This window comes from Nesterenkonia cremea, from assembly GCF_014642675.1.
Classification (GTDB): domain Bacteria; phylum Actinomycetota; class Actinomycetes; order Actinomycetales; family Micrococcaceae; genus Nesterenkonia; species Nesterenkonia cremea.
The window spans coordinates 15,705-40,309 of the sequence record NZ_BMIS01000010.1 but is presented as its reverse complement, the minus strand read 5'-3'; the positions used below and the strand labels follow the sequence as shown (position 1 = coordinate 40,309).

Below are 24,605 nucleotides of genomic sequence, written 5' to 3'. Positions count from 1 at the left end.
AGATTCTACCGGCCGGCGGCCTGCTGGAGGGAGGGGTCCTCGGCTGAAATTCGGTGCTCATGGGTGTAGAGGTTCACGCTGCGTCCCCGGGAGAAGCCGGCCAGGGTCAGCCCGGAGCGTTCGGCCAGATCTGCGGCCAACGACGACGGCGCCCCCACGGCGCTGAGCATCTCGATGCCGGCCAGCGCGGCCTTCTGCACCAGCTCGAAGGAGGCCCGCCCGCTCACCTGCAGGACAGTTCCGGTCAGCGGCAGACGGCCTTCGGTGAGCGCCCAGCCCACCACTTTGTCCACAGCGTTGTGCCGGCCCACATCCTCGCGCAGGCACAGCAGATTCCCCTCCCCGTCGAAGAGCCCGGCGGCATGGACTCCGCCGGTCTTGGAGAAGACCTTCTGGCTCTCGCGCAACGTATCCGGCAGCTGCAGCAGCGTCTCAGCGCTGATGCTCAGCTGGGGCCCGGCGTCCGGCGCGGGCGGCAGCGTCTTCTCCACCTCGTCGATGCTGGTGGTCCCGCAGATGCCGCAGGCCGAGGTGGTGACCACATTGCGCCGCTCGCTGACGGAGGTGCGCATGGGGGCCAGCAGCGGGTCCAGGTCGGCGTCGAGGACGTTATAGGTCTGGTTGCCCTGCTCATCGGTGCCGGCGCAGTAGCGCAGCCCGCGCAGCTCCTCGGGGCTGCGCACGATCCCCTCGGAGACCAGGAAACCGGCGGCCAGCTCGAAGTCGTGGCCGGGGGTGCGCATGGTGACGGTGAAGGACTCCCCGCCCAGCCGGATCTCCAAGGGCTCCTCGACGGCCAGCGTATCGGCGCGGCTGCGCGTGGTGACCTCGCCGGTCTCCTGGTCCCGCATCATGCGGGTGACCCTGCGGCGCTGGGTGACGCGTCCCATCTGGCTAGCTCCTCCTCGGCGGGCCGCTGTGCGGCATCGGGCTTCTGACATCGGAACGGCCCAGCACCTCCAGGCATTCCGTCGGGTCTCCGGCGGCCAGGCCCTCGGCGGGCACCACAGCGAAGATCTCGGCCTGGGCCAGTCCGCGCATCATATGGGCCTGGGTGTGTTCCGACAGGTGGACCACAGGACCCCCGACACCGGCGCTGAGCCGGGCAGGCACCAGCCGCACTCCCCCGCGGCCGCGGCGGGGAGCTCCGGAGACCTCCCCAGCGGCCTGGGCCTGCAGCGGCTCCGGAGGACGGCGGCCGCCCAGGGCGATGATCAGCGGCAGGCCCAGGACGGTCAGCGCGGCGAATCCGGCCAGCGGGTTGCCCGGCAGGCCCAGGATGTAGGTGCCGGGGCGAGTGCGGTCCGCCCCGGGGATGCGGGCGAGCAGCGCCGGGTGGCCAGGGCGCATATCCACATGGCTGACCAAGATCTCGGCGTCGAGTTCGGCGAGCACCGGGCGAAGGGTATCGGCGCGGGAGGCGGCCGTGCCTCCGGTGGTGATGATCAGATCCGGGGCGGGCTGCTGGTCGATGAGCGCACGGAGCGCGGCGGGATCGTCCTGGATCCGGTGTACGTCCTCGACCTGCGCACCGGCCTCCTGGAGCATAGGCGGCAGGGCCAGGCCGAAGACGTCGCGGACCTCGCCGGGGCCGGGCAGCCCGGAGGTGATGACCTCGGAGCCGGTGAGGATGAGCCTCACCCGGGGGCGCGGGATCACCTGTACCGTGTCATAGCCGGCCACGGCGGCCGCGGCGGCACCGGCGGCGGTGAGTCGCTCCCCGGCGGGGAGGATCAGGTCCCCCGCGGCGGCCTCCACGGCCACGGGGCGGATATTGCGCCCGGGCTCCAGATCCGGAGTCTGCTCGGCGGCATACAGCGTCCCGTCCTGCAACTGGGCACGTTCGGACCGCAGCACGGAGACGGTGCCCGCAGGCACCGGAGAGCCGGTCACGACGCCGACCGCCTCCCCCTCGGCCAGCGGGGCCAGCAGTGTGCCGGGCCCTCCGGCGCCGTCGGGACGGGCGCGCCAGGAGGGTGCTGGGTGGCTCTGTCGGTCGTGGCTGTGCGGCTGGTTCTGCTGATGCAGCGCCGGCGTCGGGGTTCCCAGCGCCCAACCGTCCATGGCGGAGGTGGCGGCATGGGGCACATCCAGCTGGGCATGCAGGGCCCCGGCCAGCACGCAGCCGGTGGCCTGGTGCAGCGGCAGCGGCTCAGCCGGCAGGGCAGGCTGGGCGGCTGCAGTGCTGCGCGCCTGGTCGAAGCTCGCCATCACAGGGTCCGCGGCCGGCGTCGGGAGCTCATCCCACCGCCTGGGAGCGGCGCTCCAGCAGCTGTTCGGCCACGCGGGAGGCCGCGCGGACGGCTTTGGTGTAGTCAGCCTGACCGGAGGCCTCGGCCAGTCCGGTCACGTAGCCCACCAGGAAGGTGGTGATCGGGGCCGAGGGACGCACGATGGTGTGGGCTGCCTGGCCGGCGAGCTTGAGCAGGGCGTCGATGTCGATCTCGACGTCCTCGATCTCCAGATGGTGCGTCAGCTCCCTGACCCACAGATCGATGGCTTCACGGGCGGCCTGCTGCTCGGTCTTCTGCGGGCCCTCGGCAAGCGGGTTGCTCTCAGCCATCGTCGGTCTCCTCACAGGTGGATTCGAGAGGGTTCTGCTCTCAGGTTCTCACAGGTCGGAGCCACAGGGCCCATCCCCATCGATGATAGTGCTAGCGTTGTGACGCTACTCACGGACTCGTCTCAGAAGGAGAGGACTCATGTCCGCTGCGGCACCACCGCGCTCTGCTCCTATGCAGAAGATCACCGCTGGTCCCGACTTCAACAGATGGCTGATCCCGCCCGCAGCACTTGGCATCCACATGTGTATCGGGCAGGTCTACGGGACATCGGTCTACCGCGATGCCATCCAAGTCCACTTCGATGCCAGCCATACCGCCATCGGGATCATCTTCTCCCTGGCGATCGTGATGCTGGGGCTCTCCGCCGCACTCTTCGGCAGCTGGGTGGACCGCAACGGGCCGCGGCGCGCCATCCTGGCCTCAACCGTCTGCTGGGTCTCCGGGTTCGTGATCGGATCAGTCGGCATCTTCGCCGAGCAGCTGTGGCTGCTCTACCTGGGCTACGGCGTGATCGGGGGCATCGGCCTGGGCATCGGCTATATCGCGCCGGTGTCCACACTGATGAAGTGGTTCCCCGACCGCCCCGGAATGGGCACCGGCATGGCCATCATGGGCTTCGGCGTGGGCGCGATGATCGCCACCCCGCTGTCCAACTTCTTCATGAACATCTACAACGGCGGTGCCCCCGGGGACGGAGAGGTCCACTCCGGATCCTCAGTAGGAATGCTCTTCCTGACCCTGGCCGCCCTCTACCTGTGCATGATGCTCTTCTCCGCCTTGATCGTGCGAGTCCCGGCCCCCGACTGGAAGCCTGCCGGCTTCGAACCCGCCGCGCAGAAGAAGAACGTCTCCCAGAACAATGTGCGGGTCAACACCGCGATGAAGACCCCGCAGTTCTGGCTGCTGTGGACCGTTCTGTTCGTGAACATCACAGCCGGCATCGGCATCTTGGAGCAGGCCAACGCGTTCGTGCGCGACTTCTTCCGCGACGGCGACGGCAACACCGCCGTAGCGCTGGCCGCCGCCGGCGGCTTCGTGGCCTTCCTGTCCCTGACCAACACCCTGGGCCGGTTCATCTGGGCCTCCACCTCGGACAGGATCGGGCGGAAGCCCATCTACATGATCTATCTGGGCCTGGGCGCTCTGCTCTACTTCTCCTTGGCCACGTGGGGGAACACCTCGATGGCGCTGTTCATCGTGCTGGCCGGCATCATCCTGTCCTTCTACGGAGGCGGATTCGCCACCATCCCGGCCTACCTCCGCGACCTCTTCGGCACGTTCCAGGTGGGCGCGATCCACGGCCGCCTGCTGACAGCCTGGGCCTGCGCCGGCGTGGCCGGCCCACTGATCGTCAACGGCTTCCTCGACGCCGCCGGCGGCGAGCCGGGAACACTGACCGCCGATGCCTACCGCCCGGCGCTGTACACGATGGTCGGTCTGCTGGTGGTCGGGTTCATCGCCAACCTGCTGGTCCGCCCCGTGTCGGCGGAGCACCACATGGAGAACGAATCCAGGGGCGCTGATGAGCATTCAGCCGACTCCGGCAACGCGGAGGAGCCCGTGGCGGAGCCCACCGGCAAGCCGATCGTCCCGGTGCCGGCAGCCTGGCTCATAGTGGGGATCCCGATCCTCTATGGCCTGACGTACACCTTCATCAACGGGGTCCAGCTCTTCCTGCACTGACCACTCGCCCCTGCGTTCAGGCCGGAGTCCCTGCCAGCAGTCCGACCCCACGGACGGCAGCCTGGCAGAGGCTTCGGCCTCATCCAGGCCTGTGGACGTGCAGACGACGAGCATCCTCAGGTGTGTCCACGTCGGCGCCGAGCCCTTCCGGCAACGTCGGGTGCAGTGCGTCGATGCCCTCCAACAGGATGCGCAGCGGTCTGCCTTCCGCCTCCTGCGCGGTGATCTCCCTCGCGCGGGCACGCAGCGGGCAGCCCGGGATGAGCGAGGCCAGGTGCTGCAACGCTCCGGTGCCGTCCTGCGGGATCACCGCCCGCTGACCGGCCTGGTCCAGCTGGGCCCAGAGCCAGTCCAGCAGCGGAACCGGATCCACCACGTCGACGGCGGCCAGCAGGACTCGTCCCGGACGTTCAGTCAGCAGCCCTGCCTCTTCCAGGGCGAGCACCCCCGCTCGGGCCGCAGCAGCCGGCCCTCCCAGCGGCGGATCCTCCCGTGTGAGCAGCGTGCCCGCCGGCAGGTCCGCCCGCAGACTCTCAGGCCCGACGACGACGGTGGGAACCCCCCGCTGGGCCAAGGCCTCGGTCCAGTGCTGCATGAGAGTGGATCCGTCGCGGCGCAGCCGCGCTTTATCAGCGCCACCGAGCCGTCGGCCGGCGCCGCCGGCCAACAGCACTGCGGTCAGCCGGTCAGCCTCGCGGTGTCCTTCAGGCCGCTGCAGCGCCGGCTCCGAAAGCGGTGTGGTCAAGGAAGGGCCTCCAGGATTCGTAGGGTGCGTCGAGCTCCTGCGGAAGCCACATGTGCTGGGTGGGTGCGGCCGGCGTCGTAGTGAGCTTCCAGCCGAGCTGGTCGAGGGTCTTATCGCCCTTCTTGACGTTGCAGGGGCTGCAGCAGGCCACCAGGTTCTCCCAGCTGGACTGGCCGCCGCGGGCACGGGGCACCACGTGGTCCACAGTGCCGGCCGGGCGGGAGCAGTAGACGCAGAGCCTGTGGTCCCTGCGCAGGACGCCGCGGCGCGAGGGTGAGCTGGGCCGATGACGGGCCACACGCACATAGCGGTGGAGCAGGATCACAGCCGGCCGTGGGATCAGGGCAGAGGGAGAGACGATCGGTGCGCCCTCTTCGGCGAGCACACTGGCCTTACCGCGCATCACCAATAGGGCGGCGCGGCGTGAAGACACGACGCTCAGCGGCTCGTAGCCGGCATTGAGCACCAATGTGCGCATGTCCGGTCCTCCCTGACATGGGAGCCAGAACCAGCCGGAACCCTCAGCCGAGGCCGAGGATGGGGCCGGTGCGGCACCCTCCGTCATTCTGGACCAAGAATAGGACGAAATCGCTCACAGCCAAATTCTCATGACATCCACAGCATGGCGGAACCGCCGTCCGGGCACAGAGAAAGCCGCGAGCCCGGCTCCCGGAGGAACCAGGCTCGCGGCCCGAGATTTTCTGTTATGCCTTATGCGCTATCCGGCTGAAGCACTCAGGCGCGGTAGTAGCCGGTCGGGTTGTGCCAGCCCTCGTGCAGGCCGTGCAGGCGCACGCCGCCGGAGGGGGTGGCTGAGATGACCTGGCCGTTGCCGACGTAGATGCCACCGTGGGAATCGCCGTTGGCGAGCACGATGTCGCCCGGCTCAGGGCTGCTGACGGAGGTCAGGGAGGAAGCCATGCCATAGGTGGTGCGCGGAAGTGACTTGCCGGCCTGGTTGTAGGCCCAGTTGATGAAGCCGGAACAGTCGAAGCCTGCAGTGGTGGTGCCGCCCCAGGAGTAGGGGGTGCCGACGCCGGCGTAGGCTGCGGAGACGATGGAGCCGCCGCCGGCCGGAGCGGATGCCGGCTCGGGCTGGGACTCAGTCTCAGCTGCGGGCTCGGACTGCTGCTCCTGCTGAGCGGGAGCCTGCTGGGTCTGCTCAGCCTGCTGTGCGGGGGCCTCCTGAGCAGGGGCCTCCTGGACCGGAGCCTCCTGCTGTGCGGGAGCCTCTTCCTGGACCGGAGCCTCTTCCTGGGTGGTGGGCTGCGGAGCCGGCTCGGGCTCAGGCTCAGGCGCCGGAGTGGAGGAGACGACCGGGCGGTCGAAGGTCAGCTCAGCGCCCTTGGACGCAGTGACCGCGACGTTGGAGCTGCTGCTGGCACGCTCCACGTTCAGGTCGGACTGTGCGACCTGGAGCGTGGTGACCTCGCGCCCCTGGGAGTCGTCAGCTGCCGCGTTGGCTGCGGCGCCGGAGGTGATGACCAGGCCGGAGGTGGCCATGGCTACGGCTGCGCCGCGGCCGACGGTGCCGGCGTTGCTGGCCACAGCGCGTGCGATGGACGGCTTGGCCTGGCGGCGACGCTCACGGCGCGAGACGAAAGTCTGGATGTCTGTCACTTCTAGAAAACCTCTCCCTGTTCGGACGAAGCTGCCGGTGTGGAGTTCCGAGCTGGGAAGCTCGTCTGCTCCAGGTCCTGTCATGACCGCTGGCTTCGTCCCCTGCCTTATGCGGTAGTTATTGCGAACGGCTCCGATCAGCGGCAGGTGGCAATACCTGACCGGAGGAGCCCAGGCGCCATGTCTGTCCTGAGCACGGATACGACTGTATAACGGATCGATATAAATGTCACGCTGAGATCACGGAGCGTGTCACCGAGCCGTGATCCACGGACACCCAGTCCTCCCCGCAGGCCGCTGACCTGCGGTTTCAACGAGCAGTGCTTGGATAACGGCTCGTTACAAAGGATCACAACGGGCCGTTGGAGGGCCGATCTCCCCCGATTTCGGAGGCACATGGCACGCAGACCCAGCTGAATCACAGCTGAATCACAGCTCCAGCTCCCGTGGCCGGACAATGTCACCTAAGGACGGTCAGGCCTGCTCGGCCACGAAGATGTGCTGAGCGACCTCCAACGGCAGCTCCACCTCCAGGGCCCCGGCCTCCTCGCCGTTCTCGGCCGGGGTGACCACCAGGGTCACATAGGCCTCGGAGAGCTCACCGAGCTCCACCTGAGCGCCGGGACGCAGGCCGGCGTCGAGAAGCTGCTCCAGGACTTCAGGCTCCACCTGGATGGACTCAGCAAGGCGCTGCACGACCCACAGCCTCCGCCCGGATCCGTGGCCGCTGTCCTCGGCCGCCTGGCGCAGCGTTGTCAGAGCCAGCGCAGCCGCGTCGGCGCTGCGCGGCAGCCCCAACTTCTCCAGCCCCGGGATCGGATTGCCGTAGGGGGACTCCACCGGGCTGTCCAGAATCTCCACCAGACGACGCTCCACCCGCTCGGACATCACGTGCTCCCAGCGGCAGGCCTCCTCATGGATATAGGGCCAGTCCAGACCGATCACATCGGAGAGCAGCCGCTCGGCCAGCCGATGCTTGCGCATCACCTGCACGGCCAGATCACGGCCGTCCTCCGTGAGCTCCAGGCGCCGCTCCTCCGTCAGGTTCAGCAGACCGTCGCGCTCCATGCGGGCGACGGTCTGGGAGACCGTCGGGCCGGAGTGCTCCAGGCGCTCGGCGATCCGCGCACGCAGGGGCACGATGCCCTCCTCCTCGAGATCGAGGATGGTGCGCAGGTACATCTCCGTAGTATCGATAAGATCGGTCACGAGACCAGCATATATATAAGGAGTATCGATGCCTGCTGAGCGGGTCACCATCCCGAGCGAACTGCTTCCCTCCGACGGACGCTTCGGCGCCGGCCCTTCCAAGGTCCGGCCCGAGCAGGTGCAGGCGTTGAACGACGCCGGACGCTCCCTGCTCGGCACTTCTCACCGGCAGGCCCCGGTGAAGGACCTTGTGGGCGAGATCCGTGAGGGGCTCCACACCTTCTTCCACGCGCCCGAGGGCTACGAGGTGGTGCTCGGCGTCGGCGGCTCCACCGCGTTCTGGGACATCGCCGGCTTCGGACTGGTGGAGCAGAAGGCCCAGCACCTGAGCTTCGGCGAGTTCGGCTCCAAGTTCGCCAAGGCCACCGACAACGCCCCGCATCTGCAGCCCTCCAGCATTCTGAAGGCTGAGCCGGGCACACGCCCCGCTCCCCAGGCAGAGCCCGGCGTGGACGTCTACGCCTGGCCGCACAACGAGACCTCCACCGGTGTGGCCGCCGACGTGACACGGGTCCAGGGCGCCGACGCCGGCTCGCTCGTCCTGGTCGACGGCACCTCCGCCGCAGGCGGACTGGCCGTGGACATCAGCCAGACCGACGCCTACTACTTCGCCCCGCAGAAGAACTTCGCCTCCGACGGCGGCCTCTGGCTGGCCATGATGTCGCCGGCAGCCCTGGAGCGCGCCGAGAAGCTCGCCGCCCAGCGCTGGATCCCGGACTTCCTGAGCCTGACCACCGCCATCGACAACTCGCAGAAGAACCAGACCTACAACACCCCGGCCCTGGCCACTCTGGTCACCCTGGCCGAGCAGGTCCGCTGGCTCAACGACTCCGGCGGCATGGACTTCGCCGCAGCACGCACCGCCGACTCCGCCGGCCGGGTCTACGCCTGGGCCGAGGGCCACGAGCTGGCCACGCCCTTCGTCCAGCGGCCCGAGGACCGCTCCAACGTCATCGTGACCGTGGACTTCGACGACAACGTCGACGCCGCCGAGATCGCCTCCACGCTGCGCGCCAACGGGATCGTCGACGTCGAGCCCTACCGCAAGCTGGGCCGCAACCAGCTGCGCATCGCCACCTTCGTCAGCATCGAGCCTGAGGACATCACCCAGCTGCTCCAGGCGATCGACTTCGTCCTGGAGCGCCAGCGCTGACCGTGGCTTGAGCCCGTCGGAGGGCCCGGTCTCTCGCGCGCCTGGCGTTTTCCGGCCCTGCCCAAAAGCCGCGCATGGCTGCCGGCCGAAGCACCATCGATCGGCACGGATGAGTCGTCAGGTTGCGCCCGGCCCCACCCAGACGTGCCGATCGACGCCCGCACGAGGTCCGGGTGTGTGATCAGATACGCGCGTTATCAGCGCCGAATCGGGCGATATGACGGCCTGATCTGATCACACCTCCGCTCACGGCGCCGGCGGCTGAACTCCCCCGGCACGACGAAGAACTCGGCAGAACCAGGAACTAAGCAGAAGCCGGCTCGGCGTCGGGGACGACGTCTCCCAGCTTCTCCTTCTCCTTCTCGTTCATCCGCTCGGCCCAGGGGATCCATTTGGGGGCCAGCAGCGAGTCCTCGCCGGGCAGCAGGCCCAGCTCGCAGACGGTGACCTTCTTGGTGCGCGGGGCGCGTGCCACGGTCACGTACCACTCCCAGCCGCGGTACCCGGGCTTATCGGCGGCGAACCGGTGGGTCAGCAGCCGGTCCTCCTCCGGGACGGCGGACACATGCGGTCCGATCTGTTCGATCGGCGCGATCTCCTTCAGCGCGTCCAGCGCCAGCTGAGTGGCTTCGGCGAGGACGGCGTCCTTCTTGGGCTTGGGCATGGTGTTCCTTCGGCGCTCAGGCGTCGAAGTCGTCGGCGACGCGGCGGAGCATCGCGGCGATCTTCTTCGACTGCGCGGACTGGGGGTAATGGCCGTTGCGGAGCTGGCCGGTGGTGTTGTCGAGGAGGGTCACCAGGTCTTGGACCAGGGTGGCCATATCTTCTGCGGGGGTGCGCTTGGCGCGCGCCACGGAGGGGCCCCTGTCGAGGACTCGGACCGAGAGGGCCTGTTTGCCGCGACGGCCGTCGGCGATGCCGTACTCCATCCGGGTCCCCGCCTTGACGGTGACACCGGAGGGCAGGGCCGAGGAGTGCAGGAACACTTCCTGCCCGTCGTCGGAGGTCAGGAATCCGAAGCCCTTATCGGCGTCGAACCACTTCACTTTTCCGGTCGGCACGTTCGTTCTACCTCGTTCTGGTCGGTCTCCCGCCAGGGCGGCGGGGGATGATGATGGGCCTCTAAGACTACCGCTGTGGCGCGTCAGGGATAGAATCGGTGCTATGTCCCGTTCTGCCCGTGCGATGCTCCTGGCCGGTGTGGCCATCACTGCGGCCTCCTTCCTGGCCCTGCTGGCGATCTTGGGGCTCTACTTCGCTGGAGCCGATCCGCATCCGAGCCTCTATTTCACTGCGCTGTGGGGCTTCCCGGTGGGCTTCACGCTGATGATCGTCTACATGCTGATGGCGATGAGCCGGCGCCGCCGTCGCCGCACCGCCCTTGGATGAGCGGCACCACCACCTTCGGGCTCACTGAGCTGAGCGCGCACTGCGCGCAGCTGGACGACGCCGGCCTGGCCGCACTGCTGCGGGTCCGCCCGGATCTGCTGAACCCTGCCCCGGCGGATATGACCAGCCTGGCCGCCCGTGCCCAGTCGGAGATGAGCCTGCGGCATCTGGTCCAGCATCTCGACGCCGGCACGCTGCATCTGCTCCAGGCGCTGAACCGTGGAGAGCCCTACTCCGCCCAGGCGGCTCCTGAGGCCGCCGCCGCTCTGGAGCGGGCGGGCGTCCTGCTGGAGGTCGCCGGCGAACCTGCCCTTCCGGCCAATCTCCCCCATGTCCTGGAGAACGTCCCGGCCGGGCCGCCGGCCCCACCGCGGCCGGGTGCGAAGCCGGTGATGTCCGCACTGGTGGAGAACGCCTCTCTGGCGGCGATCTCGGAGCTGCTGAGCGAGGTGGAGGATCTCCTGACCACTCTGGAGGAGAGCCCGGCGGCCACGCTGCGCACCGGCGGGGTGGGAATGCGTGAGCTCAAGCGCATCACCTCGGCCCGCAGCGGGGCCAGCTCCCCGAAGGACCCTGAGGTGGGTGAGACCGGCTGGCTGGTCGAGCTGTCCGCCGCGGCCGGGCTGATCGAGCCCGACGCCGACTCCGGCCATTGGGCTCCCACCCGTCTGGCCGCCCAGTGGCACCGTGCCGGCCGCCATCACCGTCTGCAGCTGCTGGTCTCCGGCTGGCTGCTGGCCCCACGCTCTCCGCTGCTGCTGCGCGGCCCGCACCCTTCGGCCCGGCTGGCCCCGGTGCTGACTCCGGAACGCCAACGCGGCGACGCCCCGGCCCTCCGCGACCGGCTGCTGCGCACCGCTGAGGCGCTGACCGGGCCTAAGCCCGCTGAGCTCTACACCCTGGACTGGCCCGACGACGCCGAGCCCGGCCCGGAGACCTTCTCCGGCCCCCTGCTGGAGCAGCTGGCCTGGGACCGACCGCTGCTGACCGCCCGCACCCGGCATGTGCTGCTGCCCATGGTCCGGGAGGCTGAGCGTCTGGGTCTGCTGGCCATGGGCGCGCTGAGCGCCGCCGGCCGCGCCGTCGTCGAGGATGCCGATCTGCTGGCCGCCGGGGAACCGCCGTCGTCGTTGAGCTCACATCTGGAAGCGGCCCTGCCGCCGCTGGTGGAGACGGTGCATCTGCAGTCAGATCTGACCGCGGTGGCCACCGGCACCCTCTCCCCCGGCACCGCCCAGGCGCTTGGTCAGCTGGCCGCCAAGGAGACCCGCGGCGACGTGCCCACCTACCGCTTCAGCGCCGAGACCCTGCGCGGCGCCCTCGAGTGCGGCTGGAGCCCCGAGGGAATCCGCGAGTTCCTCACCCAGCACAGCCTCAGTGAGATGCCCTCTCCGCTGAGCACTCTGATCGACGACGCCGTCCGCACCACACCCAGCGTGCGCATGGGCTCCGCAGGGGCCTGGATCGTGGAGCCGGATCCGCAGCTGCGCGCGGCCCTGCTGGCCCAGCCGGAGCTGAGCAGCCTGGGTCTGGAGCATCTCAGCGGGGAGGTCCTGGTCTGCGAGGCCTCGGCGGAGCAGCTGCGCAGTGCTCTGCGCCGGGCCGGGGTCCGCACCTCACATCCCGACGGCGCCCCCGCCCCTGCCGCGCAGACCACGGCGAGCGCGCCACCCGCCTCGACAGGCGCCGCCGCGAACAGCGCGGTGCGGATGACGGCCGCCGACAGCCCGGGCTCATCGCCGGCCGCGGCGGCGGCCTGGCAGCTGACCGCCTCGCCCTGGCAGCAGTCCCCGGTGCGCACGGTGACCCCACAGATGCTGGCGCGGAATCCAGAGGTGATCGACCGCGCCCTGACCGCCCTGCGTTCCGGCGGGACCGGCACCAAGGTCTCGGAGCTGGGGAATGACTCGGCCCTGGCCGGCGCTGATGTGGTGGGCACGCTGCGCGAGGCCATCCGCCGGCGTCGCACCGTCCGGATCACCCGGGCGGGCAGCGGCGGCACCGAGCACACTGCGGTCGGAGTGCCCACGGCCATGAACGCCGGCCGGCTGCGTCTGCGCCATGAGGACCGAGAGGAAGAGTCCCTGCTGCTGATCCACCGCATCACCGCCGTCACGGAGAAGGAGTCCAGCTCGGCATGAACAACGGACCGCTGATCGTCCAGTCCGATAAGACTGTGCTGCTGGAGGTGGACCACGAGCAGGCCGATGCCGCGCGCCGGGCCGTGGCCGCCTTCGCCGATCTGGAGCGGGCCCCGGAGCATGTGCACACCTACCGGATCACTCCGCTGGGGCTGTGGAACGCCCGGGCGGCGGGTTTCGACGCCGAGTATGTGGTGGACACCCTGCTGAACCTCTCCCGCTTCCCGGTGCCGAACGCGCTGCTGATCGACATCGCGGACACGATGAGCCGCTACGGCCGCCTGCGCCTGGAGAAGGATGAGGTCCACGGGCTGGTGCTGCGCACCGCTGAGACCGAGGACGAAGAGGCTGTGCTGGAGGAGATCCTGCACACCAAGACCATCGCTGCGCTGCTGGGCCCGCAGCTGGATGAGCGCACAGTGGCCGTCCACGGTCAGGCCCGCGGGGAGCTGAAGCAGGAACTGGTGAAGCTGGGCTGGCCCGCCGAGGATCTGGCCGGCTATGTGGACGGCACCCCGCACCGCATCGATCTGGATCAGCAGGACTGGAGCCTGCGTGAGTACCAGAAGCAGGCGGTGGACACCTTCTGGGCCTCCGGGTCCGGCGTCGTGGTGCTGCCCTGCGGCGCGGGCAAGACGCTGGTGGGTGCCGGAGTGATGGCCACCAGCGCCACGATCACGCTGATCCTGGTGAACTCCACCGTCTCGGCCCGGCAGTGGAAGGCGGAACTGCTGCGCCGGACCTCGCTGACCGAGGAGGAGATCGGGGAGTACTCCGGGGACCGCAAGGAGGTCCGCCCGGTCACCATCGCCACCTATCAGGTGCTGGCGGTCAAGCGCGGGGAGCTCTACCCGCATCTGGACCTGCTCAACGAGCACGATTGGGGCCTGATCATCTATGACGAGGTCCATCTGCTGCCGGCCCCGGTCTTCCGGATGACCGCAGACCTCCAGGCCCGACGCCGACTGGGCCTGACCGCCACGCTGGTGCGCGAGGACGGCCGCGAGCGCGAGGTGTTCTCGCTCATCGGCCCCAAGCGCTTCGACACTCCGTGGAAGCAGATGGAGGCCCAGGGCTGGATCGCCCCGGCCCAGTGCATCGAGGTGCGCACCGATCTGCCGCGCGGGGCGCGGATGGAGTATGCCGCCGCCCCGGACCGGGAGAAGCACCGGCTGGCCGCGGGCTCGGAGGTGAAGGACGACGTCGTGAAGCGTCTGGTGGCGCGGCATCGCCATGAACATGATGAGGCCAAGGGCGAGCAGATCCTGGTGATCGGCCAGTTCGTGGAGCAGCTGGAGCGCATCGGCGAGGCCCTGGAGGCCCCGGTGCTGACCGGGCAGACCTCCACCGCCAAGCGTCAGGAGCACTTCGACCGGTTCCGCCGCGGGGAGCTGGATGTGCTGGTGGTCTCGAAGATCGCGAACTTCTCCATCGACCTGCCGCAGGCCTCGGTGGCCATCCAGGTCTCCGGGACCTTCGGCTCCCGGCAGGAGGAGGCCCAGCGGCTGGGCCGGCTGCTGCGCCCGGATACGGAGGCTGAGCAGAAGCGCGCCCACTTCTACAGCGTGGTCACCCGGGACACGGTGGATATGGACTACGCCGCCAAGCGTCAGCGCTTTCTCTCGGAGCAGGGGTACGGCTATACGATCCTCAGCGATGAGGACATCGTCTGAACCTCACACTCTGAGGGTCAGAACTTATTCGACAGTCTGATCTCCGGCTGAGCTGGGGCATCCCGAGTCAGCCCACCATATGAAGAGCATCCGTCCAGGAAACTCCCAGAATTGGGAGGGACACTGGACGCCGTGACTGACAAGACTCCGGAAGCAAAGCTGCTCGTCGTCGACGACGAGCCCAATATCCGTGAACTGCTGGCCACCTCCCTGCGCTTCGCAGGATTCGAGGTCGCCGCAGCCTCCAACGGCCGCGAGGCCCTGGACACCGCTGAGACGTTCCAGCCGGACCTGGCGGTGCTCGACGTGATGCTGCCCGATATGGACGGCTTCTCCGTGACCCGGAAGCTGCGGGCCGCCGGCAAGCATTTCCCGGTGCTCTTCCTCACCGCCCGGGATGACACGGAGGACAAGATCACCGGGCTCACGGTGGGCGGCGACGACTATGTGACCAAGCCCTTCTCCCTGGACGAGGTCGTGGCCCGCATCAAGGCTGTCCTGCGCCGCACGGCGCCCTATGAGGACGAGGACGCCGTGGTGCGGCTCGACAACCTGGAGATCGACGACGACGCCCACGAGGTCCGCCGCGACGGCGATGTCATCGACCTCTCTCCCACTGAGTTCAAGCTGCTGCGCTACCTGATGATGAACCCCAACCGGGTGCTGTCGAAGCAGCAGATCCTCGACCATGTCTGGGAGTACAACTTCAACGGGGACGCCTCCATCGTGGAGTCCTACATCTCCTACCTGCGCCGGAAGATCGACTCCGGCGCCGAGGGCGCTCCGATGATCCAGACCAAGCGCGGCGTGGGCTACGTGCTGCAGACCTGGGAGCGCCGCCAGCGCACCCAGGGCCTCTGAGGCCACAGTGCTCCGCCCAGCACGGCCGCGCTGCGATGACACCGTCTCTGCTGCGGGCATGCTGAGCGCCGTATCCTGGGTGTGATGAGCTTTCGCCCGTTCCTCGCCCTCTCCCGCGTGTGGAGAGGGTCCAGCCTCCGCACCCAGCTGGTGGTGATCATCGCCGGGCTGCTGCTGCTGACCCTGGCGGTCACCACCTTCGTCTCCGCCTCGCTGTTCCGGCAGGAGCTGATCAGGAACCTGGATGAGGACCTGATCACCAACCGCAACAACGTCTCCATCTATCTGACCCAGCGTCAGCCGGTGGAGGACTATGGCAACGAGCTGGCCATCGTGCGCTTCTACGGCGTCATCCTGGACAACGACGGCCACCCCTCCCAGGACGATGACGGCGGCCTGCGGGCCACCCACTTCCAGTTCGAGGGCCAGGACCTGCCGGATATCGAGCCGATCCCGGCTGATGAGGCTATGGAGCGGGCCGGCGAATCCTTCGACGTCCCCGGCACCGAGGAGAACTCCCGCGGATGGCGGGCCCAGGTCTATCGACTGGAGTCCGGTGAGGGATCGCTGGTCATCGCCCTGCCCATGGAGCAGGTGGAGACCTCGGTGGAGCGCGCCACCTTCCTGGTGGCCACCATCGGCCTGCTGGCCACATTGGGCGCCTCCACCATCGCCTATGCCGTGGTGACCCGCGCCTTCCGCCCGCTGTTCCGCGTGGAGAAGACCGCCGGGCAGATCGCCGGCGGCGACTTCTCCCAGCGCGTGGAGACCTCCGCTCCCCCGGAGACGGAGATCGGCCGACTCTCCTCCTCGCTGAACGTGATGCTGGAGCATATCGAGCAGGCCTTCTCCGAGAAGGAGGCCTCCGAGCAGAAGATGCGCCGGTTCATCCAGGACGCCTCCCATGAGCTGCGCACCCCGCTGGTGACCGTCCGCGGCTTCGCCGAGCTGTACCGCCAGGGCGGCGTGAGCGACAACCCGGAGGCCGTGAGCACGGCCATGGACCGCATCGAGTCCGAGGCCAAACGGATGGGCAACCTCGTGGAGGACATGCTCACCCTGGCCCGCCTGGATGAGCAGCGGCCGCTGCAGCTGGCCCCGGTGGACCTGAACCTGATCGCCCATGACACCGCCATGGATATGAGCGTCAACGCCCCGGACCGCGAGGTGCGGGTGATCGGACTCGACGGCGGAAGCCCCCGGCCGGCCCCCACCGTGGGCGATGAGGGCAAGATCCGCCAGATCGTGACCAACCTGGTCACCAATGCGCTGCGCTACACCCCGGAGGGCACGCCGATCGACCTCGCAGTGGGCACCAGCTCTCTCATCGAGGGCCGTCCGGACTCCGTATTGGAGGTCCGCGACCACGGCGAAGGCATCCCGGAGGACGACGCCGAGAAGATCTTCCAGCGCTTCTACCGCGCCGATAAGGCCCGCGACCGCGAGACCGGAGGCACTGGCCTGGGGCTGGCGATCTGCGCGGCCATCGCCGCCCAGCATGACGGCACCATCCGGCATCGGGAGACCGAGGGCGGCGGGGCCACGATGGTGGTGCGCCTGCCGATGGTGGAGCCCAGCGACCAGTCCGACCACGTCTCCGACGCCGACGAGCATGAGGCCGCGGAGGCGGAGGCCGACGAGCTGGCCGAGGCTGAGGCGCACGCAGAGGCGCAGGAGCAGGGCGATGAGCAGGCCCCGCTGGAGGATCCCACAGAGGATGAGGGTCCCGACGCCGGCGAGGATTCCTCCACACGCTGACCCCCCGGTGCCGCCGACACGCACGGCACTCCACCGAAGCGCCTCAGCCGTGTCCACAGCGGCTCCCGGCTCCGTAGCGTCGGAGATGTCCTACAGAAGGATCTTCGACGCGACAAAGGAGCACAGATCATGCCCGTTCTTCAGATCGACACCGCTGACCTGATGGCCAAGAGCCAGACCGTGGAGGCCACCATCGGGCGCATCCAGACCGATGTGAACTCCATGGAGACTCAGCTGCGCCAGCTGCAGGAGTCCTGGAAGGGCTCGGCCGGCAGCGCCTTCCAGGAGGTGCTCACCCAGTGGCGCTCCACCCAGATGCAGGTGGAGCAGTCCCTGATGAGCGTCCGGCAGGCGATGGCTCAGGCCTCCACCCAGTACGAGGAGACGGAGACCGCCGCAGCGGCCTTGTTCCAGCGCTGACACCCTCGTTTTACCAAGGCATTCTCAGATTACCCCTGCATATATGCGTAGGTAGGACGAGAACAGCTTGGTAAAACGCGAGTCAGCCGCAGATGCAGAGAGCCCCCGCAGCCTCGAAGACTGCGGGGGCTCTCTGCTGTCGCCTGGGGGCGAGGTGATCAGAGGATCACATCATGCCGCCCATGCCGCCCATGGGGTCCATACCCTCGGCGCCTGCGCCGGCCGGGTTCTTCTCCGGCTTATCGGCGACGACTGCCTCAGTGGTCAGGAACAGGGAAGCGATGGAGGCTGCGTTCTGCAGAGCAGAGCGAGTCACCTTGACCGGGTCGTTGACGCCGGCCTCCAGCAGGTCCTCGTAGTCGCCGGTGGCGGCGTTGAGGCCGTGGGCGTCCTGCAGGCCCTTGACCTTCTCCGCCACGACGCCGGCCTCCTGGCCTGCGTTGATGGCGATCTGCTTCAGCGGAGCCTCCACGGCGAACTTCACGATGTTCGCACCGGTGGCCTCGTCGCCCTCGAGCTTCAGGGACTCGAAGGCGCGTGCCCCGGCCTGGATCAGGGCCACGCCGCCGCCGGCGACGATGCCCTCGTCCACTGCGGCCTTGGCGTTGCGCACAGCATCCTCGATGCGGTGCTTGCGCTCCTTGAGCTCCACCTCGGTGGCTGCGCCGGCCTTGATGACGGCCACGCCGCCGGCCAGCTTGGCGAGGCGCTCCTGGAGCTTCTCGCGGTCGTAGTCGGAGTCGGAGTTCTCGATCTCAGCCTTGATCTGCTGAACGCGGCCCTCGATCTCGGACTCCTCGCCGGAGCCCTCCACGATGGTGGTCTCGTCCTTGGTGACGACCACCTTGCGGGCGGTGCCCAGCAGGTCCAGAGTGGCGTTCTCCAGCTTGAGGCCGACCTCCTCGGCGATGACCTGGCCACCGGTGAGGATGGCGATGTCGGCCAGCATGGCCTTGCGGCGGTCGCCGAAGCCGGGAGCCTTCACAGCCACGGACTTGAAGGTGCCCTTGAGCTTGTTGACCACCAGGGCTGCCAGGGCCTCGCCCTCGACGTCCTCGGCGATGACCAGCAGCGGCTTGCCGGACTGCATGACCTGCTCCAGGACGCCGACGACATCCTTCACCGAGGAGATCTTGGAGTTGGCGATCAGGATGTAGGGATCCTCGAGGACTGCCTCCTGGCGCTCTGCGTCGGTGACGAAGTAACCGGAGAGGTAGCCCTTGTCGAAGCGCATTCCCTCGGTGAGTTCGAGCTCGAGGCCGAAGGTGTTGGACTCCTCGACGGTGATGACGCCTTCCTTGCCGACCTTGTCCAGCGCCTCGGCGATGAGCTCGCCGATCTGCTGGTCAGCCGCGGAGATGGAGGCGGTGGCTGCGATCTGCTCCTTGGTCTCCACCTCCTTGGCGGATTTGAAGAGCTCGGCGGTGACGGCGTCCACGGCCTTGTCGATGCCGCGCTTGAGGCCCATCGGGTCAGCACCGGCGGCCACGTTGCGCAGACCCTCCTTGACCAGGGCCTGGGCGAGGACGGTGGCGGTGGTGGTGCCGTCGCCTGCGACGTCGTCGGTCTTCTTGGCGACCTCCTTGACCAGCTCGGCGCCGATCTTCTCGTAGGCATCCTCGAGCTCGATCTCCTTGGCGATGGAGACACCGTCGTTGGTGATGGTGGGGGCGCCCCAGGACTTCTCGAGCACAACGTTGCGGCCGCGGGGGCCCAAGGTGACCTTGACCGCGTCAGCGAGGCTGTTCAGGCCCCGCTCAAGGCCGCGGCGGGCCTCTTCATCGAATGCAATAGTCTTTGCCATGGTGGCACGTGTCCTTCCTGGACTCGGCTTGTCGATAAACCGTGATGGATGACTCGTAGGTGCCCGCGACGGACGGCCTGCCCCGCGTCACCGGGGCGTTGTGGCCTCACCTGATGAGGTTCTCAGTCCACCCTCTGCTGGCAGTCATGCCAGGAGAGTGCTAATCAATATTTAGCACTCTGCCCAGGAGAGTGCAAGATGCCGAAGCTCTGCTCTCCCCTGGGCAGAATGTGCTCTCAGAGTGCTGTGCGGATCAGCTCACTGACCGGGCGCGTACTCCTCGCCCACCACCACGGCGACAGTGGTGAACTGATCGCTCTCCTGAAGGTTGTCGATGCCCATATCGGAGGCGAGCTGCTGGGCGAACTCGGCGTCCTCGGCGGAGTGGTAGATGACCGGAGTGGTCTGTGCGTCCCACTCCCAGTTGTTCAGAGCGGTGACGTTGTAGCCCTGCTCCTCCAGCTGTGACTCTGCACTGGCGGCAGTGCCCTCGGGGCCCTGGTGGTTGAAGACCTGGACGGGAGTCTCCATATCGACCTCAGTCTCTTCCTCGCCCTGGCCTTCCTCGCCCTGAGCGGCGTCGTCCTGGCCTTCCTCGCCCTGAGCCGCCTCGTCCTGGCCGTCCTCATCCTGAGCGGCGTCGCCCTCGGCGTCATCGCCGTCATCCTGGTCGGCGTCCCCCTGCTCCTCAGCGGCGCCCTGGTCACCGGCCGTGGTCTCAGTGTCATCGTCATCACCGAAGACCAGCCAGGAGAACAGGCCCACCACCAGCACGACGGCGGCCAGCAGTCCGATCCATTTCAGCCCGCCGCCACCCGCAGCGGCACCGCCTGCGGCGGCCCCGGGGGCGCGGTGCTTGCCGGCCTCACCGGACTGGTAGGGCGGGACATCATCGAACTCGTCATGGGGGTGCTGGCTCATGGTTTCATCCTCCTCGCGCGCTGCCTGGCATCACGCTGGCGGCGCAGACGCTTGACCAGCATGGGGTCGTGCGCAAGCGCCTCTTCGGTGTCGATCAGGCGATTCAGTGTCTGGTAGTACGCCACGGAGGTCATGCCGAGCTGGTCGCGGATGGCCTGGTCCTTCGCCCCGGCGTATTTCCACCACTGGCGCTCCAGCGCCAGAATCTTCTCCTCCTCAGCGGAGAGTCCACTACGTACGTCCACGGTGCCATCCTACGGGGAGCTGAGGGAGTTCTCCGCCATCTGCCCCGTTGTGTTTTTGCGCCCTCCGAGGCAGTCGCTAGGCTGAGGACAGAGGCATGAGGGGGCCACGACCTCACACGTTCAGCAGTCGACAAGGACCCGGTCAGAAAGAGCACTATGAGCCGTTCTGAGCAGGAGCAGGAGCTCTCGCCCTCACTCGTGGCTCCCCTGGAGCCCGCTTGGGAGCAGGCACTGTCCTCCCAGGCCGAGCGCTTCGCCTCCATCCGCGAGGAGCTCACCCGACGCCGCGAGCTGGGCGAGGACATCCTCCCGGCCCCGACCCGCGTGCTGCGCGCCTTCCGTCAGCCCTTCGACCGGGTCAAGGTCATCATCCTGGGACAGGACCCCTACCCGACCCCCGGGCACCCGATCGGCATGTCCTTCGCCGTGGCCCCCGACGTGCGGCCGCTGCCACGCAGCCTGCAGAACATCTTCAAGGAGCGTCAGGACGATCTCGGCCTGGCCCCCTCCGAGCACGGGGACCTGAGCACCTGGGCCCACCAGGGGGTGCTGATGCTCAACCGTGTGCTGACCGTCAGCGCCGGCAGCCCCGGCTCGCACCGAGGGATCGGCTGGGAGGAGATCACCCGGACCGCCCTGGAGGCCCTGGTGGAGCGCGGCACCCCGCTGGTCTCCATCCTCTGGGGCGCCGATGCGCGCAAGATGGCGCCGCTGCTGGATCAGGGCGAGCACACGGCCGTGATCACCAGCCCCCACCCGTCTCCGCTCTCTGCCCGGCGAGGCTTCTTCGGCTCGAAGCCCTTCTCCCGGGCCAACCAGGAGCTGGAACGTCTGGGCGCTGAGCCCATCGACTGGCAGCTGCGCTGAGTCCGACGCCGGCCACCCAGCACAGCTCGCGACCTCAGCGGTTGCGGGTGCGCGAGCGCTCGTTGGACTGCAGGCTGGAGGTCAGCGGACGCATGGACACGTCGCCGAGCACGATCCCGGAGGCGATGGCCAGAATGATGATCAGCGCGTTGAACAGCTCGGCCAGGCCGCCCATCATCGACATGACCATCGTGGTCTCGGGGTTCTCGATCGCGATCTGGTACATGCCGCGGAAGACCATGAGGCCGGGCAGCATGAACATCATGGCCGGCACTGCGACCACCAGCTGCGGGGCACCCATGCGCAGCGCCACCACGCGGCCCAGCGCACCCACGATGGTCGCGCCGATGATCGGGGTGATCCGCTCCCCCAGACCGATGAGCTCGGCGGCGTAGAAGCCGGCGAAGCCCAGCGCGGAGACCGCCCCGATGGGCAGGATCATCCGCAGGCGCGCCTGCTCCACGATGGCCGCGCAGGAGCCGGCGAAGAACACCAGCACGATCAGCACCGGCGCCGGATAGATGCGCGTCAGACCATCGGCGATGACGATGTGCGGGGCGCCCATCAGGTCCCAGATCACCACTGCGGCCATGATCCCGGAGGTCATGCCGGCGAAGGCGATCATCGAGGAGAGCAGACGGCCGGCCGCGGTGATCGGGAAGCCGTTGATCGCATCCTGGATGGCTGAGACCACTCGCGCCGAAGGGAGCAGGATCATCAGGGATCCGGCCACCACCATGGACGGGGTGATGTCCACGCCCATCGTGAAGGCACCCATGGCGAGGAAGGACGCGACGAATCCGCCGGCCGCCAGGCCGAAGTATTCGGGCACCCGCCAGGTGGTCAGCTGCCGGGTCAGCCACAGCACGATCAGCGTGCCGAAGAAGCCCAGCGTGGCATCCAGCAGGGGCGCACCCAGGAAGCTGGCGAAGAAGCTGGCGAAGAAGCCGCCGGCCACCGTGACCACCCAGCGCGGGAACGGCTTGGGCTCCCGAGTGATCTCCTCCAGCCGCTGTGCGGCGTCGCTGCGGGTCATCCGTCCGGCGACGATGTCGGCCACCAGCTGGTGGACCGCCGCCAAAGCCTTATAGTTCCCGGACCAGGAGCGCACCACACGGACCCGCGAATAGGGGATCCTCCCCTCCGGGGCCCAGTTGAGGCTGATGGACTGGTTGGTGATGTCCACGTCGGTGTTCTTCATCCCGAAGGCGGCCGTGGTGGCGATGATGGAAGTCTCCACCTCCAGGGCGCCGGCGCCGTAGCGGAACAGAGTCTCACCGAGGTCCAGCACGAAGGCGATGGTGGCCGGCTCCTCCGACTCCATCGGCGCCTCGGCCTGCTGCGGGTTCGCGAACGGAGTGCCCTCCAGCCGGTCGAGGATCGGCATGGCGGAAGTCATGGGCGCCTCGGGGCGCATGATCCGCCGGAAGGCCTGCTGGACCTGCTGGGGCTTGAGCTTCTGGTCGAAGACGGTGCGGTCGAAGATCGGCGCACCCTTCAGGCGCTGCGGGCCGATCTTCTCGCGGATTCGGCTGGGCCGCAGGACGGAGCGGCGGCGCAGCGGTGCGGCTTCCAGCGGGGTGGAGGGCAGGTTGCCGATCGAGGAGGTGAAGGACAGGTCCAGAACTCCCGACGCCGACGTCGGCTCCCCCTCCTGCTGGCTGCGGGCGGCCTCGGCGGCGCGCTGCTCCCAGGGGGAGACGGCCTCAGTGCTGCCGGTGGTGGGGATCTGCGGACCCAGCGCCTCGGTGTGGGACCAGTCTCCGGTGCTGGGGAAGGACTCCCAGTAGTCCCGCGCTCCGCCCTGGATGGGGTCGGAGGCGTAGCGGTTGGGCTCCATCGTCTGCGGAGCCTCGACCTCGGGATAGGCGTAGGTGTGCAGGTGGTGGTCCAGATCCTCGGTGGAGGGGGCGGAGACTGCGGAGTTCACCGCCGTGTAGGTCCGCTGGAACTCGGGATCCGGGGTGAACTCGTGGCGCGAGCCGGAATCGTCCTCGCGCTCCTCGACCGCGCGGTCGGCGGCCTCGGCGTCGTACTCCTCCCATTCCAGGGCGGCCTCAGCCTCAGTGGAGGCCTGCCAGGAGGAGGCGATGGAGGAGGTCAGGGACTTCACGAAGCCGCCGGAGGACTCCTCCTCGGCCTCATCGTCGGATGCCGCGGAGGAACGCACCACAGGAATCGCGGAGACATCTGCTGTGGGCGCGGAGATCATCGGATCGATGGCCTCCGGCTCGTAGCTCTCATCGCGATCTGACGACAAAGCCCCTCCCTTCCTGCAATACAACCACAAAATGACCCGGGATGTCCCGGGTCATTTTGTGGTGAAGTCGGTCGGTGGTGCCTGATGAGTTCAGGCCAGAAGTTGTGGTGGATCTGAATGGACTCGAACCATCGACCTCACGCGTGTGAAGCGTGCGCTCTAACCAACTGAGCTACAGATCCTCGGTGCACCACTGCGCATCGCGCCTGAGTGCCATAGAAGATTAGCACCTCGAGGGGCCGGAGATGAAATTCCAGCCCCTCGAGGCGCTGATCGGCTGAAAGCCTTCAGCGGATGGCCTCCTCCAGCGGAGTCTCGCCGTCGAAGAAGTTCACCGTCTGCTTCACCGCGACACGCTCACTGAGCACATGGGCGATGACTTCGGCCACGTTCTCCCGGGAGGTGTGGGTGACCCCCTCGCCGCCTTCCTCCTTGGCCGCGGCGGCGCCGTCGGCGTCGAGGATCTGCAGCTTCCGGGAGGCGGGATCCAGGGTCAGACGGCCGGGCCCGAGGATGGTGTAGTCCAGCTCGGTGCCGCGCAGGTAGTTGTCGGCGTGGTGCTTGGCCGCCGCATAGGGATAGAAGGAGTTCTCCGGTTCCAGCGTGTGGATGTCGGTCTCCGCGCGGGCGTAGGAGACCATCACGTAGCGGCTGACTCCGGCCTGGGCCGCGGCATCCATGGTGCGCATGGCCGCGTCCTGGTCCACTGCCTTGGTGCGGGCGGGGCTGCCTCCGCCGGCGCCGGCGGAGAAGACCACAGCCTCGGCTCCGGCGAAGGCCTCGGCGAGCGCCTCCACATCGGCCTGCTCCACGTCCAGGAGCACCGGATCGGCCCCGGCGGCGGAGACGTCCTCGGAGTGCTCGGGATTGCGGATGACCGAGTCCACCGCATAGCCGGCCCGGGTGAGCTTGGGTGCGGCGAGCAGGGCGATCTTGCCGTGCCCGCCGATGATGACCACTCGCTTCTCAGACATGGAAACCTCTCTTCGTCGTCGTATCCACCCGGGACAACACAGCCCCCTGAGCAGAAATTTCAGAGATTTCGCAAAATGGGGCTTGCGTATTAATTATGGCGCCCGTAAGGTAGTACTCACTTGGGTGCGACAGGGGCCCGCCTGGTGCGGGCGGGCCCCGCTTCCAAGAAGAGGCCCGCAGGGGCTTCTGAGCCAGACTTCCTCTCCACCAGAACTGAACACACAGAAGGGCCCGGCGGGATGATCAGTGCATCCCACCGGGCCCTTCGCCGTGGTGTTCTGTTGTGGCGCCCGGACCGGCCGGCCGGACCTGTCGGC

At 68.2% G+C, this 24,605-nt stretch carries 23 protein-coding genes and 1 tRNA gene; 9 read left to right on the top strand and 15 right to left on the bottom strand.

The genetic code is table 11. The annotated features are described in order from the left end of the window. Positions 1 to 5: 5 nt before the first annotated feature. From fdhD to IEW85_RS10825, 3 genes are read right to left on the bottom strand one after another with little or no spacing between them, the layout of a single operon-like run. Complete coding sequence (fdhD, locus tag IEW85_RS10835) at positions 6 to 890, bottom strand: formate dehydrogenase accessory sulfurtransferase FdhD (RefSeq protein ID WP_188685567.1); 885 nt, start codon at positions 888 to 890, stop codon at positions 6 to 8. Positions 891 to 894: 4 nt separating this feature from the next. Further along, positions 895 to 2,211 (bottom strand): molybdopterin molybdotransferase MoeA, encoded by a 1,317-nt coding sequence (locus tag IEW85_RS10830; protein WP_188685565.1) that lies wholly within the window; start codon positions 2,209 to 2,211, stop codon positions 895 to 897. Between the two features lie 28 nt (positions 2,212 to 2,239). Next, positions 2,240 to 2,563 carry a DUF6457 domain-containing protein gene (locus IEW85_RS10825; protein ID WP_229658970.1) on the bottom strand — a complete coding sequence of 108 codons (324 nt, stop codon included), beginning with the start codon at positions 2,561 to 2,563 and terminating at the stop codon, positions 2,240 to 2,242. A 139-nt stretch (positions 2,564 to 2,702) separates the two neighbouring features. On the opposite strand from IEW85_RS10825, the gene IEW85_RS10820 reads away from it, so the two are divergent. Beyond that, positions 2,703 to 4,247, top strand: coding sequence for an OFA family MFS transporter (locus tag IEW85_RS10820; protein WP_229658969.1), 1,545 nt, complete (start codon positions 2,703 to 2,705; stop codon positions 4,245 to 4,247). Positions 4,248 to 4,326: 79 nt separating this feature from the next. Here IEW85_RS10820 and IEW85_RS10815 read toward each other — a convergent pair whose 3' ends face one another. The 4 genes from IEW85_RS10815 to IEW85_RS10800 form a co-directional block, all read right to left on the bottom strand. Next, positions 4,327 to 4,992, bottom strand: coding sequence for an NTP transferase domain-containing protein (locus tag IEW85_RS10815; protein ID WP_188685563.1), 666 nt, complete (start codon positions 4,990 to 4,992; stop codon positions 4,327 to 4,329). Next, positions 4,952 to 5,470: an HNH endonuclease gene (locus IEW85_RS10810; protein WP_188685561.1), complete on the bottom strand. Its 519-nt coding sequence runs from the start codon at positions 5,468 to 5,470 to the stop codon at positions 4,952 to 4,954. Before IEW85_RS10810 ends, IEW85_RS10815 begins: the two co-directional genes overlap by 41 nt. A 257-nt stretch (positions 5,471 to 5,727) precedes the next feature. Further along, positions 5,728 to 6,612: a C40 family peptidase gene (locus tag IEW85_RS10805; protein ID WP_229658968.1), complete on the bottom strand. Its 885-nt coding sequence runs from the start codon at positions 6,610 to 6,612 to the stop codon at positions 5,728 to 5,730. A 474-nt stretch (positions 6,613 to 7,086) separates the two neighbouring features. Beyond that, complete coding sequence (locus IEW85_RS10800; RefSeq protein ID WP_188685558.1) at positions 7,087 to 7,821, bottom strand: iron-dependent transcriptional repressor DtxR; 735 nt, start codon at positions 7,819 to 7,821, stop codon at positions 7,087 to 7,089. Positions 7,822 to 7,849: 28 nt separating this feature from the next. Here IEW85_RS10800 and serC point away from each other — a divergent pair, with 28 nt between their 5' ends. Next, positions 7,850 to 8,974, top strand: coding sequence for a phosphoserine transaminase (gene serC / locus IEW85_RS10795; RefSeq protein ID WP_188685556.1), 1,125 nt, complete (start codon positions 7,850 to 7,852; stop codon positions 8,972 to 8,974). 304 nt (positions 8,975 to 9,278) lie between these two features. Here serC and IEW85_RS10790 read toward each other — a convergent pair whose 3' ends face one another. Both IEW85_RS10790 and IEW85_RS10785 read right to left on the bottom strand, forming a co-directional pair. Beyond that, complete coding sequence (locus IEW85_RS10790; protein WP_188685554.1) at positions 9,279 to 9,638, bottom strand: DUF3027 domain-containing protein; 360 nt, start codon at positions 9,636 to 9,638, stop codon at positions 9,279 to 9,281. A gap of 16 nt (positions 9,639 to 9,654) precedes the next feature. Continuing rightward, positions 9,655 to 10,035, bottom strand: a complete 381-nt coding sequence (locus tag IEW85_RS10785) for a cold-shock protein (protein WP_188685552.1) — start codon at positions 10,033 to 10,035, stop codon at positions 9,655 to 9,657. Between the two features lie 103 nt (positions 10,036 to 10,138). Between IEW85_RS10785 and IEW85_RS10780 the strand changes: the two genes are divergently transcribed. The 6 genes from IEW85_RS10780 to IEW85_RS10755 all read left to right on the top strand — a co-directional run bounded on the left by IEW85_RS10780 (position 10,139) and on the right by IEW85_RS10755 (position 17,216). Continuing rightward, a complete protein-coding gene (locus tag IEW85_RS10780) occupies positions 10,139 to 10,363 on the top strand; it encodes a hypothetical protein (protein ID WP_188685550.1) in 225 nt (74 codons plus the stop codon). Then, positions 10,360 to 12,504 (top strand): helicase-associated domain-containing protein, encoded by a 2,145-nt coding sequence (locus tag IEW85_RS10775; protein WP_188685548.1) that lies wholly within the window; start codon positions 10,360 to 10,362, stop codon positions 12,502 to 12,504. Before IEW85_RS10780 ends, IEW85_RS10775 begins: the two co-directional genes overlap by 4 nt. Then, positions 12,501 to 14,177 (top strand): DNA repair helicase XPB, encoded by a 1,677-nt coding sequence (locus IEW85_RS10770; RefSeq protein ID WP_188685547.1) that lies wholly within the window; start codon positions 12,501 to 12,503, stop codon positions 14,175 to 14,177. Before IEW85_RS10775 ends, IEW85_RS10770 begins: the two co-directional genes overlap by 4 nt. A 132-nt stretch (positions 14,178 to 14,309) precedes the next feature. Then, complete coding sequence (locus IEW85_RS10765) at positions 14,310 to 15,038, top strand: response regulator transcription factor (RefSeq protein WP_188685545.1); 729 nt, start codon at positions 14,310 to 14,312, stop codon at positions 15,036 to 15,038. Between the two features lie 84 nt (positions 15,039 to 15,122). Beyond that, positions 15,123 to 16,796: a sensor histidine kinase gene (locus tag IEW85_RS10760; RefSeq protein ID WP_188685543.1), complete on the top strand. Its 1,674-nt coding sequence runs from the start codon at positions 15,123 to 15,125 to the stop codon at positions 16,794 to 16,796. A gap of 129 nt (positions 16,797 to 16,925) precedes the next feature. Then, complete coding sequence (locus IEW85_RS10755) at positions 16,926 to 17,216, top strand: WXG100 family type VII secretion target (RefSeq protein ID WP_188685541.1); 291 nt, start codon at positions 16,926 to 16,928, stop codon at positions 17,214 to 17,216. A gap of 166 nt (positions 17,217 to 17,382) precedes the next feature. On the opposite strand, the gene groL is transcribed toward IEW85_RS10755, so the two are convergent. The 3 genes from groL to IEW85_RS10740 all read right to left on the bottom strand — a co-directional run bounded on the left by groL (position 17,383) and on the right by IEW85_RS10740 (position 20,186). Beyond that, positions 17,383 to 19,020, bottom strand: a complete 1,638-nt coding sequence (gene groL / locus IEW85_RS10750; protein WP_188685539.1) for a chaperonin GroEL — start codon at positions 19,018 to 19,020, stop codon at positions 17,383 to 17,385. Between the two features lie 258 nt (positions 19,021 to 19,278). After that, positions 19,279 to 19,941 carry a LytR C-terminal domain-containing protein gene (locus IEW85_RS10745; protein WP_188685537.1) on the bottom strand — a complete coding sequence of 221 codons (663 nt, stop codon included), beginning with the start codon at positions 19,939 to 19,941 and terminating at the stop codon, positions 19,279 to 19,281. Further along, positions 19,938 to 20,186, bottom strand: coding sequence for a DUF3263 domain-containing protein (locus IEW85_RS10740; protein WP_188685535.1), 249 nt, complete (start codon positions 20,184 to 20,186; stop codon positions 19,938 to 19,940). Before IEW85_RS10740 ends, IEW85_RS10745 begins: the two co-directional genes overlap by 4 nt. Before the next feature lie 156 nt (positions 20,187 to 20,342). Here IEW85_RS10740 and IEW85_RS10735 point away from each other — a divergent pair, with 156 nt between their 5' ends. Further along, positions 20,343 to 21,053 carry a uracil-DNA glycosylase gene (locus IEW85_RS10735; protein ID WP_188685533.1) on the top strand — a complete coding sequence of 237 codons (711 nt, stop codon included), beginning with the start codon at positions 20,343 to 20,345 and terminating at the stop codon, positions 21,051 to 21,053. Between the two features lie 34 nt (positions 21,054 to 21,087). Here the strand turns inward: IEW85_RS10735 and IEW85_RS10730 are convergent, their stop codons facing one another. The 3 genes from IEW85_RS10730 to IEW85_RS10720 form a co-directional block, all read right to left on the bottom strand. After that, a complete protein-coding gene (locus IEW85_RS10730) occupies positions 21,088 to 23,313 on the bottom strand; it encodes a threonine/serine exporter family protein (protein ID WP_188685531.1) in 2,226 nt (741 codons plus the stop codon). A gap of 105 nt (positions 23,314 to 23,418) precedes the next feature. Beyond that, positions 23,419 to 23,495 (bottom strand) — tRNA-Val (locus tag IEW85_RS10725). 105 nt (positions 23,496 to 23,600) lie between these two features. After that, complete coding sequence (locus IEW85_RS10720) at positions 23,601 to 24,287, bottom strand: SDR family oxidoreductase (RefSeq protein ID WP_188685529.1); 687 nt, start codon at positions 24,285 to 24,287, stop codon at positions 23,601 to 23,603. Between the last annotated feature and the right edge of the window lie 318 nt (positions 24,288 to 24,605).

What these genes read in the sequence shown, in the direction of transcription:
- fdhD (WP_188685567.1), bottom strand. Translation starts at nt 890, where the DNA reads ATGGGACGCGTCACCCAGCGCCGCAGGGTCACCCGCATGATGCGGGAC.
- IEW85_RS10830 (WP_188685565.1), bottom strand. Translation starts at nt 2,211, where the DNA reads ATGGCGAGCTTCGACCAGGCGCGCAGCACTGCAGCCGCCCAGCCTGCC.
- IEW85_RS10825 (WP_229658970.1), bottom strand. Translation starts at nt 2,563, where the DNA reads ATGGCTGAGAGCAACCCGCTTGCCGAGGGCCCGCAGAAGACCGAGCAG.
- IEW85_RS10820 (WP_229658969.1), top strand. Translation starts at nt 2,703, where the DNA reads ATGTCCGCTGCGGCACCACCGCGCTCTGCTCCTATGCAGAAGATCACC.
- IEW85_RS10810 (WP_188685561.1), bottom strand. Translation starts at nt 5,470, where the DNA reads ATGCGCACATTGGTGCTCAATGCCGGCTACGAGCCGCTGAGCGTCGTG.
- serC (WP_188685556.1), top strand. Translation starts at nt 7,850, where the DNA reads ATGCCTGCTGAGCGGGTCACCATCCCGAGCGAACTGCTTCCCTCCGAC.
- IEW85_RS10790 (WP_188685554.1), bottom strand. Translation starts at nt 9,638, where the DNA reads ATGCCCAAGCCCAAGAAGGACGCCGTCCTCGCCGAAGCCACTCAGCTG.
- IEW85_RS10780 (WP_188685550.1), top strand. Translation starts at nt 10,139, where the DNA reads ATGTCCCGTTCTGCCCGTGCGATGCTCCTGGCCGGTGTGGCCATCACT.
- IEW85_RS10775 (WP_188685548.1), top strand. Translation starts at nt 10,360, where the DNA reads ATGAGCGGCACCACCACCTTCGGGCTCACTGAGCTGAGCGCGCACTGC.
- IEW85_RS10770 (WP_188685547.1), top strand. Translation starts at nt 12,501, where the DNA reads ATGAACAACGGACCGCTGATCGTCCAGTCCGATAAGACTGTGCTGCTG.
- IEW85_RS10760 (WP_188685543.1), top strand. Translation starts at nt 15,123, where the DNA reads ATGAGCTTTCGCCCGTTCCTCGCCCTCTCCCGCGTGTGGAGAGGGTCC.
- IEW85_RS10755 (WP_188685541.1), top strand. Translation starts at nt 16,926, where the DNA reads ATGCCCGTTCTTCAGATCGACACCGCTGACCTGATGGCCAAGAGCCAG.
- groL (WP_188685539.1), bottom strand. Translation starts at nt 19,020, where the DNA reads ATGGCAAAGACTATTGCATTCGATGAAGAGGCCCGCCGCGGCCTTGAG.
- IEW85_RS10745 (WP_188685537.1), bottom strand. Translation starts at nt 19,941, where the DNA reads ATGAGCCAGCACCCCCATGACGAGTTCGATGATGTCCCGCCCTACCAG.
- IEW85_RS10735 (WP_188685533.1), top strand. Translation starts at nt 20,343, where the DNA reads ATGAGCCGTTCTGAGCAGGAGCAGGAGCTCTCGCCCTCACTCGTGGCT.
- IEW85_RS10720 (WP_188685529.1), bottom strand. Translation starts at nt 24,287, where the DNA reads ATGTCTGAGAAGCGAGTGGTCATCATCGGCGGGCACGGCAAGATCGCC.